Origin of the sequence: Variovorax sp. PAMC26660 (assembly GCF_014302995.1) — a bacterium.
In the GTDB taxonomy this organism is placed as follows: domain Bacteria; phylum Pseudomonadota; class Gammaproteobacteria; order Burkholderiales; family Burkholderiaceae_C; genus Variovorax.
This window is the reverse complement of the sequence record NZ_CP060295.1, coordinates 6,242,304-6,255,013: the sequence shown is the minus strand read 5'-3', so window position 1 is coordinate 6,255,013 and position 12,710 is coordinate 6,242,304. Positions and strand designations below refer to the sequence as shown.

The 12,710-nt window shown below is 63.9% G+C and carries 7 protein-coding genes; 2 read left to right on the top strand and 5 right to left on the bottom strand.

Annotated elements, in window-relative coordinates; all coding sequences use genetic code 11:
• Nucleotides 1-301: 301 nt before the first annotated feature.
• Both H7F35_RS29395 and H7F35_RS29390 read left to right on the top strand, forming a co-directional pair.
• A complete protein-coding gene (locus H7F35_RS29395; protein ID WP_187110030.1) occupies nt 302-3,271 on the top strand; it encodes a Tn3 family transposase in 2,970 nt (989 codons plus the stop codon).
• Between the two features lie 111 nt (nt 3,272-3,382).
• On the top strand, nt 3,383-4,033 hold the full coding sequence (locus H7F35_RS29390; RefSeq protein ID WP_187110029.1) for a DedA family protein: 651 nt from the start codon (nt 3,383-3,385) through the stop codon (nt 4,031-4,033).
• Nucleotides 4,034-4,041: 8 nt separating this feature from the next.
• Here the strand turns inward: H7F35_RS29390 and H7F35_RS29385 are convergent, their stop codons facing one another.
• From H7F35_RS29385 to H7F35_RS29365, 5 genes are all read right to left on the bottom strand, one after another.
• Nucleotides 4,042-5,421: a sensor histidine kinase gene (locus H7F35_RS29385; RefSeq protein ID WP_187110028.1), complete on the bottom strand. Its 1,380-nt coding sequence runs from the start codon at nt 5,419-5,421 to the stop codon at nt 4,042-4,044.
• 2 nt (nt 5,422-5,423) lie between these two features.
• Nucleotides 5,424-6,080: a response regulator gene (locus H7F35_RS29380; protein WP_187110027.1), complete on the bottom strand. Its 657-nt coding sequence runs from the start codon at nt 6,078-6,080 to the stop codon at nt 5,424-5,426.
• 15 nt (nt 6,081-6,095) lie between these two features.
• The gene (locus H7F35_RS29375) at nt 6,096-6,686 is read right to left on the bottom strand and encodes an undecaprenyl-diphosphatase (RefSeq protein ID WP_187110026.1); all 591 of its coding nucleotides are present in this window, start codon (nt 6,684-6,686) and stop codon (nt 6,096-6,098) included.
• Between the two features lie 411 nt (nt 6,687-7,097).
• Nucleotides 7,098-7,991: an OmpA family protein gene (locus H7F35_RS29370; RefSeq protein WP_261803404.1), complete on the bottom strand. Its 894-nt coding sequence runs from the start codon at nt 7,989-7,991 to the stop codon at nt 7,098-7,100.
• A 32-nt stretch (nt 7,992-8,023) separates the two neighbouring features.
• Nucleotides 8,024-12,295 (bottom strand): ESPR-type extended signal peptide-containing protein, encoded by a 4,272-nt coding sequence (locus tag H7F35_RS29365; protein ID WP_187110024.1) that lies wholly within the window; start codon nt 12,293-12,295, stop codon nt 8,024-8,026.
• Between the last annotated feature and the right edge of the window lie 415 nt (nt 12,296-12,710).

Genomic DNA, 12,710 nt, shown 5'->3' with positions numbered 1-12,710 from the left:
CCGTCGCTTCAGGTGGAGTTCGATCCGATTCCGCGTACTGACGGTGCTCTTCAAGTCATTGGGTATCGAGCAAGACTTGATCGACATCCGACTTGGCCTCTCTTCGGCGCGGCATCAACTCGCCGCCGAAGTGCATGAGGTCGATGCGTGCCTCTCATCAGAAAACTCTGATGACGTATCATTTTTCCGGATCGCTATATCTCAGTCTGACTGACATGCGCTGCATGTAGGCCTCGGCGACCCGCTGGCTGACTTGGTTTGGCAGCGGATCTTTGACTCACCGACTCGACCAACTTCGCGCATGAGTGGCATCAACGACACCGCTTACCCTCGTTTGAAGACGGAGATCAGCGAGGAAGATCTGATCTCGGCATTCACGCCGACAGAAGTAGAGCGTCGCTTCATCGCCGATGCATACAGCCGGGCAACGGTCCAGGCTCTGATGGCCATCCAGCTGAAAACGCTGCAGCGGCTGGGCAATTTCGTCGCTGTAGCCACCGTGCCCGACGCGATCGTCAAACACATCTGCGGGAGCTACAAAGTTCGGCCGTTCGACGCAGAAACACTGCACCGCTACGACCTGTCCGGCAGCAAGCCGTCGCACCAGCGACGGCTGCGCGAATTCGTCGGGCTGCGGCTGCTGGAAGCCGCAGCGCCGGGTTGGCTCGAAGGCGAGGCCATCAAGGCCGCGCAAACCAAGCAGGAGCTGCCCGACATCATCAATGTCCTGCTCGAAGAACTGGTCCACCATCGGTACGAGCTACCGGGCTTCGTCACGCTGTCTCGCCTGGCGAGCCGCGCGCGGGTGAAGGTGAACGATGAGATCTGCCGACGGATCTCCGCAGCCTTGACGACCGCTCAGCAGACCCAGATCGACCAGATGTTTCGAACGCAGAAGGGTCGAAGCCAATGGGACCAGCTCAAGCGCGAGCCCAAGCAGCCGAGTGTGCGCGAGGTGACCAGCTTCCTCACGCACATCCAGGCGCTGCGAATGCTGGCCGCTGGCCTGCCAGTCATTGCCGACGTCTCGGTGTCCAAGCGAACCCAGTTCGTTCTCGAGGCCCGTGCGCTCAACGTGCGCGAGATGCAGGCGCTCAAGCCGGTCAAGCGCTACGCCTTGGCCGTACTGCTGATCCAGGCGCAACTGCAGAAGGCCGTCGACGACATCGCCGACATCTTCATCCGGTCCGTGCGCAACATGCACAACGTCGCGCGCGAACGCCTCAAGCAATACCAGCTGGAGCACGTGGCGCAAGGCGAGGCGCTAATCGCTCAGTTCCGCGAAGTGTTGACGGCCTTCGAAGACGACGGGACCGATCCGCAGCGCGTCAGCCGAATGCGCAAACTGCTGGACGACGAGCCGGCCGCGTGGATCGAGCGCTGCGACGAGCACATGGCCTATGCGGGCAACAACTATTACCCGTTCATGCAGCAGCCCTACCGCGCCAAACGATCGCTGCTGTTTCAGTGCCTTGACGCCATGTCACTGAAGTCCTCGTCGCCGGATGACGCGTTGCTGCGTGCCATCGACTGGATCGCACAGTTCCGCTCCAGTCACAAGGAATACGTCCCGGCCGACAGCGGTGCGCTCCCGCTGGAGTTGACCTGGCTGACGGACCGAAAGTGGCATGCGCTGATCAGAGGCCAGGGCCAGGACGCTGATTCGGGACTTGTCCATCGCAAGTACCTGGAGCTGTGCATCTTGACGCACGTGATGGACGAGCTGAAGTCCGGCGACCTCTACGTGCAGAACAGCGACCAGTACGACGACTACCGCGACCACCTGGTGGACTGGGAGGAGTTCGACACCGAGATCGGCGAGTACAGCGAGATGGTGGGCCTGCCGGCCGATGCCGACGAATTTGTCATGCAACACAAGCAGCAGCTCGCCAATCTCGCGCGCGAAGTTGATGCCCGATTCCCGGACAACGAGCATGTGGCAATGACCGAGTCCGGACTGCTGCTACGCCGCAGCGAGCGGGCCCCGCCGCCCGAAGGCTTGCCTGAGGTCGACCAGGCGATCACCAACTCGATGGCGACGGCCAGCATCCTGGATGTTCTGACCGAGACGGAACGCTGGCTGGACCTGCACAAGCTTTTCGGCCCGCTGTCCGGCTTCGAAAGCAAGGTCGACGATCCACGCAAGCGCTTCCTGACGACGCTGTTTTGCTATGGCTGCAACCTCGGGCCGACCCAGACCGCGCTATCGGTCAAGGGCCTGTCTCGTAAGCAGGTGGCCTGGCTCAATCTCCACCATGTAACGGAGGAGCGCCTGGACAAGGCGATCTTCAAGGTGGTCAATGCCTACAGCCGTTTCTCGCTGCCCCAGTACTGGGGCACCGGCAAGAGCGCGTCGGCAGACGGCACGAAGTGGAACGTCTATGAGCAGAACCTGCTGTCCGAGTACCACCTGCGCTATGGCGGCTACGGAGGCATCGGGTACTACCACGTGTCGGACATGTACATCGCGCTGTTCAGCCATTTCATTCCCTGCGGCGTCTACGAAGCGGTGTACATCCTCGATGGGCTGGTCAAGAACGAATCCGACATCCAGCCCGACACGCTGCACGGCGACACCCAGGCGCAGAGCGCGCCGGTCTTCGGCTTGTCGCATCTGCTGGGGATCAAGTTGATGCCGCGCATGCGCAACATCAAGGAACTGGTGTTTTTCAAGGCCGAGCCGGGCGCCCAGTACAAGCACATTCAAAGCCTGTTCCGCGGCTCGATCGACTGGGATCTGATCAAGCTGCACTATCGTGACATGTTGCGTGTGGCGGTGTCGATCAAGCTCGGGAAGATCACACCGTCGATGATCCTGCGGCGGCTCGGCACCTTCAGTCACAAGAACAAGCTCTATTTCGCGTTCCGGGAACTGGGGCGCGTGATTCGCACCTTGTTCCTGCTCGACTACATCAGCGACATCGAGCTGCGACAGTCGATTCACGCCGCCACCAACAAGAGCGAAGAATTCAACAACTTCGTGAAGTGGCTTTTTTTCGGCGGGGAAGGGGTGATTGCCGAGAACATTCGCCACGAGCAGCGCAAGGTCATCAAATACAGCCAGCTCGTGGCCAACATGGTGATTTTGCACAACGTCCAGTGGATGTCGCGCAAGCTGAAAGAGCTCCAAGGCCAGGGGTATCCGGTGGGCGAGCCGGTTTTGAAGGCGTTGTCGCCGTATCGGACCAGCCACATCAACCGCTTCGGGGACTACACGCTGGATCTTTCGAGGGCCGTGGAACCGATCGATTACAAGATCAAATTCGCCTGAAAAATCAACGGGTTAGATACGATCCTGCAAATTTTTCAGGAATCACGGCCGACCCTCCCTTCGCCTAGCCTCGCGTGCGCCTTGTTTGCGCGGCTCCAACAACGGGTTTCCATGGACATCTTCAGTCTTGTCATCGACTTCGGACTTCACATCGACAAACACCTCGAGGCATTCGTTGCCGCGTATGGGCTGTGGGTTTACGCGCTTGTCTTCGTGATTGTCTTTGCCGAGACCGGGCTGGTCGTGACGCCTTTTCTTCCGGGCGATTCGCTGCTCTTCATCGTCGGTGCGCTGTGCGGCGCCGGGCTCATGTCCTACGCAGTTGCAGTGCCGGTTCTGTTGGCGGCTGCGATTGCGGGCGACCAGTGCAACTTCGCGCTGGGGCGATATTTCGGGCCGAAGGTGCTGCGGGGAGAACGCTCGCGATGGTTCAATCGCGAAGCCTTCGACCGCGCGCATGCGTTCTATGAACGCTACGGTGGGGTGACCATCGTTCTGGCCCGGTTCATGCCGTTCATCCGGACCTTCGTGCCGTTCGTGGCCGGGGTCGCGCAGATGAGCCGGAGCAGGTTCAGCGCCTTCAATGTCATGGGTGGCATTCTGTGGGTCGTGGCGCTGTGCTCGGCTGGCTACTTCTTCGGCAACCTTCCGGTGGTGAAAGACCACCTCGAAGTGATCATCTGGGCCTTGATCCTGGTGCCGGGACTGGTTGCAGTGGTGGGCGCATCCCGCTCGTCAGGTCCCCGGAAAGAGCTTCGCTGACGCGGCGGCTATTCGGGTTTGGCGGCGCTGCGGTCGTGCCTGGTGGGCGCGCCGAACCGCACCCGCACTTCCAGCCCGGTGTGCTGCGGACCGTCATGCAAGGACACCGTCGCGCCGTGGCGCTCGGCAATCGATCTGACGATGGCCAGCCCCAGGCCACTGCCGGCCGGATCGCCTTCGCGCACATGCAGGCCTTCGCCGCGAAAGAAGCGATCGAACGCGCGTGCGCGTTCCGCGTGCGGAATGCCGGGGCCGTTGTCGGTCACGAGCAGAACGGGGGCGCCGTCGACGATGGCCGTGCTCACGTCGACCTTGCTGCCGCCGGGCGAATAGTGCAGCGCGTTGCGCACCAGATTGTTCAGCAGCACTTGCAGCTCGTAAGGGTCTGCCAGCACCGAGGTCTTCGATGCGGCGGCTGCGCCCAGATCGATCTTTCTGAGCGAGGCGGCGGCCGCATGCTCCGACACCGTGTCGCGAACCAGTTGATCGAGATCGACCTGCTGCATGCCGATGTCGTCGTCGCCGCCGGGTTCGGCACGCGAGAGTTGCAGCAGTTGCTCGACCATGCGCTGCAGCCGGTCGATGCCCTCGCGTGCATCGTGGAATGCGGCCGCGCGGCTCTGGGCGTCGTGTGTGTGCTCCAGCAGGCCGATCTGCAGGCGCAAGGCGGTGACGGGCGAGCGCAGCTCGTGCGCCGCGTCGGCGACGAACCGCTGTTGCAAGGCGAACGCGGCGGCCAGGCGGTCCATCAAGCCGTTGAATGCGCCGACCAGCGGCTGCAGCTCGCGCGGCATCTCGGCGCCCTCGATCGGCTCCAGCGTGAGCGCGTTGCGCTGCGCGATCTGCGCGGTGGCCTCGTGCAGCGGATGCAGGCCGCGGCGCAGCGCCAACACCAGCAAGCCCGCAATCATCAGCGCCAGCACAAGCAACGGGAGCAGCAGCTTGGAGGCAGCTTCCACCGCCATTTCCTGCCGGGCGGCAGTGCGTTGCGCAGCCAGCACCACGAAGTCGCCTTCGATGACGGTGCAGGTGCGCCATTCGACACCGTCAAGGGTCGCTCGGCGGGCGCCAGCCTCGGGACGAAACTGGAACGCGAAGGCGCTGTCCGGAACGCTGACGGGTTGGCCGTCTCGGCGCCATACGCGCGTGACCAGGTCCGACTGGTCCGGAGCGCGCATGCGCGGCTGCGTGGCCTGCGAAATCGCCGGGAAGGCCTGGCCTTCGGCGTGATAGCGCCCGACTGCCGCGGCCACTTCGCGCAGGTTGTCGTCCAGCACTTCGTTCATTTCGTCGAGCACGAAGACATAGGCCACGAGCACGAGCACGATCGAGCCGAACGCCAGGGCGCCGAGCGTCCATTGCAGCAGTCCGCGTCGCAGCGAGCGCAAGATCAGTCCGCGACGCGGTAGCCGACACCGCGCACATTGACGATGACGGCGGAGCCGAGCTTCTTGCGCAGGTAGTGCAGGTGCACCTCGATCGCATTGCTGCCGATTTCTTCGCCCCAGCCGTACATCGATTCCTCCAGTTTCTCGCGCGAGAGCACCGCGCCGGGCCGCTGCATCAGTGTTTCGAGCAGGGCGAACTCGCGCGCCGACAGCGCGACGGGTTGCCCGCCCTGGGTGACCGTCTTGCGCAGCGGGTCCAGCACCAGATCGCCCGTGGTCAGCAAGGAAGAACCGCTGCCGGCATGCCGGCGCAGCAGCGCACGCACGCGTGCCACCAGCTCGTCCATGTCGAAGGGCTTGACCAGGTAGTCGTCGGCGCCGGCGTTGAGTCCGGCGATGCGGGCCGAGACGGCGTCGCGCGCGGTCGCGATCAGCACCGGCAGATGGTTGCCGCCGCGCCGCACGCTGCCGAGCAGTGCCATGCCATCTTTGACGGGCAAGCCAAGGTCCAGGATCGCCAGGTCGTACACGCCGTTGCGCAACGCCAGCTCGGCGGCCGCGCCGTCATGGGCCCAATCCACGGTGAAGCCGGCGTTGAGCAGGCCCTGGCGAACGGCCTTGCCGATCATGGGATCGTCTTCGACGAGCAACAGACGCATGGATGGACGGTGCCTTCAGTTGCGGTGCAGGAAGTGGAGGGCGGCGCTCTCGCAGGCATCGTAGCGCTTCAAAAGCGCCGCCATCCATTTTCCGAGCCGGCCGCGCAGGCCCCACGCCGCGGCGGCACCGAGCGCCGCCACCGGCAGCGCGGCGGCGATGTCGAAAGGAAAGTGCACGCCCAGGTAGACCCGGGCCCAGCCGACCACGAGGCCGATCGCCAGTAGCGGGAACACGAGCCACGATCCGCGTGCCGAAGCGAGCGTTGCCAGCGCGACAGCCCATATCAGCGTGACGTGATCGCTCGGCAGGCCCGGGTCGTCCACGTGCGCCAGGAACTGGTGACCCATGTGCACCGCGAACGGCCGCGGCGATGGCCACGCCATGCCAACCAGTTGCGCGAGGCCGAGCGCGAGCAGCACGGACAGCGCAACGTGCAACAGATCCAATCGCGTGCGCTGGCTTCCGCGCAACCAGAGCACACCACCGACGACGGGAAGGACGAGGATCAGCCACTGCGCGCAAAAGCGCGCGAATGCCAGCGTCGATGGTGCGGGCTGCGGGCCCGCATTGAAGAGTTCGAACAGGTGTGCGTTGCTGAGGATCATGCGAATGGGATCCTCGGCGCTTGCTGCTTAAGTGCGACTTAAAAAAGGAGCATGTGTGGATTGGATCGATGGTCTCATTCGACCTGTCAGTTTTAATAACACAATGTGCATTATGTAAAATAATAAGCATGAGCTTGCCACAGCCACACTCAACGTCTATGTTCAGAAATGTGTTCGCGGATTTCTCACAAATGTGTTCGCGACTTCATCCTTGATTGTCGACCTCTTCTTCAGCAAAGCCTTCGCCAGAGCGCTCACCAAAGACGGCGCGACTCGCCGTGTCAACACCGTAGGCGCTGCGATAGACGGACAGCCACCGCACCGCTCGGCCCCAACTCCGACGTGTCCGTACAAGGTCAGCCCCATACCGATGCGGTACGCGGGTCCGTTCGATATGGCCCGCGGTGAAGTTCATTTCTCAGCAAACACCTCGATGTCGACGCGGCGGTTCGGAGCAAGGCAGTCGATCAGTTCTGCTCTCCTGGTCTGTGCACAATGCACCTTCGGCTCCGATTCGCCCTTGCCTTGTACCTGCATGGTCTGCGCCGGCACGCCGGCCTGCACCAGGTAGTCGCGCACGGTATTGGCGCGTGCCAGCGAAAGTCCCTCGTTGTAGGTCTTGCTGCCGAGCCGGTCGGTATGCCCCGTCACCTTGATCGCATTCACCGACCTGACGCTGCTCCTGATGTCATGTGCCAGCGCGTCCAGTTTGTGCCGCCCTTCAGGCAGCAGATCGGCCAACGAGCGGCCATCGAAGCGAAACAGGCCGTCAGCGCCGAGCGTCGTCTTCGCAGGAACAACCGCCGGCTGAACGGTCGCGATGGACTTCGCTGCCGCAGGCGCCGACTTGAGCATGTCCGCGCAGCCCGCTCCCTTCCAGTACATGCCGTGGGTCAGCACGTCCGCGTTGAAGCGAACCATGTACTGGCAGGTGATGTATTCAGGGCCGGCGCCCGTGCGAAAGTGGAAGATGTAGTTCCACTCGCGCACGCCCGCGAGTCCCTCGCTGAAGTGCGGGAAGCCCAGCAACCCACGCACCTGATCCTTGCCCATGCCGGTGCGCATGGTGCGCAAGGCCTCGAGGCTCGGGAAGGAGCCCTGTTGCCACTTGGCCGAGTCCAGTGCGGGAAATTCATCGTCCGTCGGCGGTGTCGGGTTCTCCGACGCGGCCCTGGCCTGCATCTGCGGCGTGATGGTGTAGCTCGGGCTGGCGCAGCCGCCGGCCACCAGTGCCACGAAGCACAGCGCGGCGAACGGCGTGGAGTGAGCCGTGAAGGAGGTCTTGGCTTGAAGTAACTTGTTCATGATGGAGTTCGTCCAGTTCATCTGTATCGCAATCAGTTGAAGACCCATTCCGCGCCGACGGTGGCACCCACCCCTGCGCGGCTGGTGGCCACGCCACCGGTGACGCTCCAGGCGTTGTTTTCCGAGGTGCGCCGGAAGCTGACGCCCACCGCTCCTTGGCCCTTGAAGGAGCCCACGCCGATGCGCATGGCCGTCTTGCCCGGAACGTAGCTCGCGGGCATCTGCAGCGCCATGGCCGCGGCAACACCGGCGTAGGCGTTCTTCTCGACGCCGTCGATGCGGTCGTTGACCGCGTTGATGCGGTTGTTCAGGTTGCTGTTGACCGCGCTCAGCTGGTTGACGTTGACCGCGTCGGTGCCTGCCACGCCCGGCGCCACGTTGTGCACCGTGACCGGCCCGGTGGCGTTGCTGCCGCCCATGGTCACGCTGTTGTAGTTGACCGAGCCGTCCACGTTGGTGTCGTACTTGACTGTCGACTGGTCGATCGCTGCAACCGTGCCCTGCACGCCCCTCAACTGAGAGACGTTGACCGCGTCGCTGTCGGCCGTGCCCGCGGCCACGCCGGTGATCTGCCGGAACTGGCCGCTGGCCGCGTTGCCCACCGACACGGCCGCCAGCGTGCTGGTGGTCGCGCCGATGGCAATGCGTTGCGCGTCGGTGGCGGTGGGCGGCACATAGCCTGCCACGCCCGCGCCTGTCGACGCCACGGAGCCCGCGCCCAACGCCACGCCGCCGGCCTGCGTCACGTTGCTGCCGGCGCCCAGTGCCACCCCCTGCACCGCAGCGGCCGACGCCTGCGTACCCAGCGCAATGGAGTCGGCCAGGTGCGAGGTGGCGCCCTGCCCGATCGCAATGCCGCCCGGCGCGCTTTGCTGGACGACTGCACCGTTGCCGATGCCCACGCCGTTGTTGCCATTGACCACGGTTTGCGGACCGACCGCCACGGACTCCGTGCCAATGGCCAGCGAGTCCGCCGCGGTGGAGTTGGCATGGAAGTACTTGATCGGTGTGACGGCAAAGGACTGCAGTGCACCACTGAGCTGGCGCACCGTGACAGCGTCCTGCTGTTGGGTGCCGTCGGCGACGTTGGTGATCTGGCGGTAGGTGGTGGCGCTACCGACCGAGACGGCGCCCAGCAGTGCGCGATCGGTCGTGTTGTAGGGGATCAGCGCGCTGCCCGCAGGGATGTTGCCGGAGGTGCCCGCAATCGCACGGTCGGAGACAGAGCCTGAACCGATTGCGACCGAGCCGTCGACGGTGGCACTGGCATTCTTGCCCGAGGCAATGGCATCGGCACCTGTCGCGCCGAGGTTGTCTTCGTTGCCGCCACCGATGGAATTGACGCTGTAGTACCGGATCTTGTTGGCGGTGACGGTGGTGCTGAGATTGGCGATCGACTGGTTCGTGGCGAACAACTGCGAGCCGTTGATGGCATCGGTCGAGCTCCCGGAGATCCTGCCGGCCGCAAGGTTGGTGATCGTGCGCTCTGCGCCCGCCGCGCCGACACTGACCGTGCCGATCGGCGAGATGCCCTGGAAGTTGTAGGTCGTGCCGTTGATCGTCGTGCTGGGGGTCCCCACCGCTGCGGCCGTTGCCGAGCCCGCACCCAGCGCGACGCTGTTGGCGTCCGCGGCAGTGGCCCCCAGGCCGATAGCCACTGCCGAAGTGCCTGCGGCCGTCGCGTTCTTGCCCGAGGCGATGGCGTCCACGCCTGTGGCTCCGAGGTTGTCTTCGTTGCCGCCGCCCTTCGAGTTGACGCTGTAGTACCTGGTCTTGTTGGTGGTGACGGTCGTGCTGAGATTCTCGATCGCTTGGTTGGTGCCGAACAGCTGGCTGCCGTTGATCGCATCGGTCGAGGTGCCGGAGATTCTGCCGGCGGCCACGTTGGTGATCGTGCGTTCCGCCCCCACCGTGCCGACACTGACCGTGCCCACCGGCGCGATGCCCTGGAAGTTGTAGGTCGTGCCGTTGATCGTCGTGCTGGGAGTCCCCACCGCCGCAGCCGTTGCCGAGCCCGCACCCAGCGCCACGCTGTTGGCATCTGCCGCCGTGGCTCCCAGGCCGATGGCCACCGCCGAATTTCCAACGGCCGTCGCATTCTTGCCCGATGCGATCGCGTCGGCGCCTGTGGCTCCGAGGTTGTCTTCGTTGCCGCCGCCCTTAGAGTTGACGCTGTAGTACTTGGTCTTGTTGGCAGTGACAGTGGTGCTGAGGTTCTCGATCGCCTGGTTGGTGCCGAACAGCTGCGAGCCGTTGATGGCATCGGTCGAGGTTCCGGAAATCCTGCCGGCGGCCACGTTGGTGATCGTGCGCTCGGCGCCCGCCGCGCCAACGCTGACGGTGCTCGTCGGCGTGATGCCCTGGAAGTTGTAGGTGGTGCCGTTGATCGTCGCGCTGGGGGTCGCCACCGCCGTCGCCGTCGCCGAGCCCGAGCCCAGTGCCACGTCACGAGCGTTGTTCGCCACCGCTGTGTCGCCGAACGCGACCGCGCCCGCAGCCAGCGCTTTGCTGGTGCTGCCGATGGCAACGCTGCCCTGGCCGATCACGGTGTTCTGGTAACCGATGCCGACCGCGCCCTGCGCTGCCGTGCCGGCCGTGCCAACCGCCTGGCCGCCCCCGCCGACCATGTTGGTGTTGCCCATGGCCACGGAGCCATTGCCGGTCGCGGTGTTGTCCAGGCCGCTCGCGATCGCGCCGTTGCCGGTGGCTGTGTTCGGGTCGCCGATCGCCACAGCGCCATTGCCGCTGGCGAAGTTGCCCGAGCCGATCGCCACTGCTTTGCCGCCGGTGGCGGTAGAACCGTTGCCGATCGCGACTGCATCCGCGGCGTCGGCGACGGTGCCAGTGCCCATCGCGATCGCATTGAGCGCCGAGGCCTTGGCGCTGTTGCCGATCGCGATCGCCTGCGCGGCAGACGCATTGGCGAGCGCGCCCACCGCGGTGGCGTTCTGGCCGCCCGCCGCAGAGCCAAACCCCAGCGCGGTGGCGCGCGTGACGGTTGCGGCAGCGTTGTTGCCGACCGCCACGGTACCGTCGGCCGCTGCGTTGGCTCCCGATCCCGTCGCGACCGAGCCGATACCACTCGACAGGGCCTGATTGCCCATGGCCAGCGAGAAATCCGCCGAAGCATTGGCGAGGTTGCCGAAGGCTGCCGAGCTGATCCCCGTCGCGTTGGACCGCGTGCCGACGGCGGTGGAACTCTCGCCCGCCGCCTTGGCCAGATAACCGCCAGCGAGCGCAAAGTTGGCGCCGGCCGTGGAGCTGACACCGACCGCAGTGGAGTTCGCTCCCGCAGCGTTGGAGAGAGTGCCCAAGGCGCTGGCGCCGGCTGCCGTGGCCTGGGCGGCAGCGCCGAGCGCAACGGCATTGACGTCGCTTGCAACCGTGCCGGACCCCAGGGCCATCGCGGCGGTGCCCGAGGCGACGGCGGTCGGGCCGAGAGCCAACGCGCTTCCCCCCGTTGCCTGGCTCTGGAAGCCGATGGCGGTGGCGTTGTTCTGGGACGCCGTCACATCCGTACCGATGCCGATGGCGCCGATTGCCGTGGCGCCTGTTCCCGCGACAGTGCGCGAGCCGAGATAGATGGAATTGAGCTGGGACGCGACCGACTGAAAGCCGACGGCGATGGCGTTCTGCGCGGTGGCCTGGGCGCGGGTACCTTGCGCGACGGCATCCAGCACGGTCGCGGTTGCCTGGTAGCCAAGGGCAACGGTGCGCAATGCAGCCGCATTCGCGCCGAAACCCAAGGAAGTAGCACTTTCCCCGCTGGCGATGGCCTGGGTCCCTACGGCAACGGTATTGGTGCCAGTCGCGGTCACATCCGTGCCAATTCCGATGGCACCGTCCGCCAGTGCGCCCGTGGCAGGCCCGGTGCGGGCGCCCAGATAGATGGAGTTGACGCCCTTGGAATACGCCTGAAAACCCAGAGAGATGGAGTTCTGTGCCGAGCTAAGGGCGTTGTACCCCACTGCGAGCCCTCCGAGTTGTTGGGCTTGCGCGAGAGAGCCAAGCGCCGTGGCCCCGATCCCTGAAGCCTTGGAGCTCAGACCCATGCATGAAGCAGTTCCGCTGTAGGCGTTGTAAGGCAGCGCAGTGCAATCCACCGACTGCGCCTGCGCCAGGGCAGACCACCCGATCCCCCCTATCGCCAGCAGTGCGCCCACGATGCCCGCGCGCCCGCGCCCGGATGGACGCGATGCAGGCACACAGCTTCCGCTGCGTTTGCCACGAGCGCGGGTGTTCTCCGACGCCGCGACCCAGGCGCCCAGGGATGCGTTCCAAAGCGAGCGATATGTTGTGTTCATGAGCCCATCCATTCAATTAAATAATCTGTTGAATGGCTGCTAGAACCATTCTGGTGCGCGCATCTTTGAATTGAGAATTGCAAACAAATATTAATAAACGAACCAGGACCCACAACCAGTCATGTCGCATTTTGGAGTCATTTTGTCGAATTGATTTAAATTTTCAATTAATCCAAAGCAATGAATAGTAATACAAACATACCAATGAATTAAACTCTTACCATATTCATTTAATCCTCTCAATATAGTTATTTGTTATTATTTTCAAATAACAATCAATGCGAACTGAATGGCCTTGCATCAAGTTGGTGCAACGCGAAGTTTTGAGGATTTGAACTATTAATCGTCGATCATCGATTGATAGTCATACGATTTAATTGAATCCGTGGACGGACGCTCGGTCATCGAGCGCGGT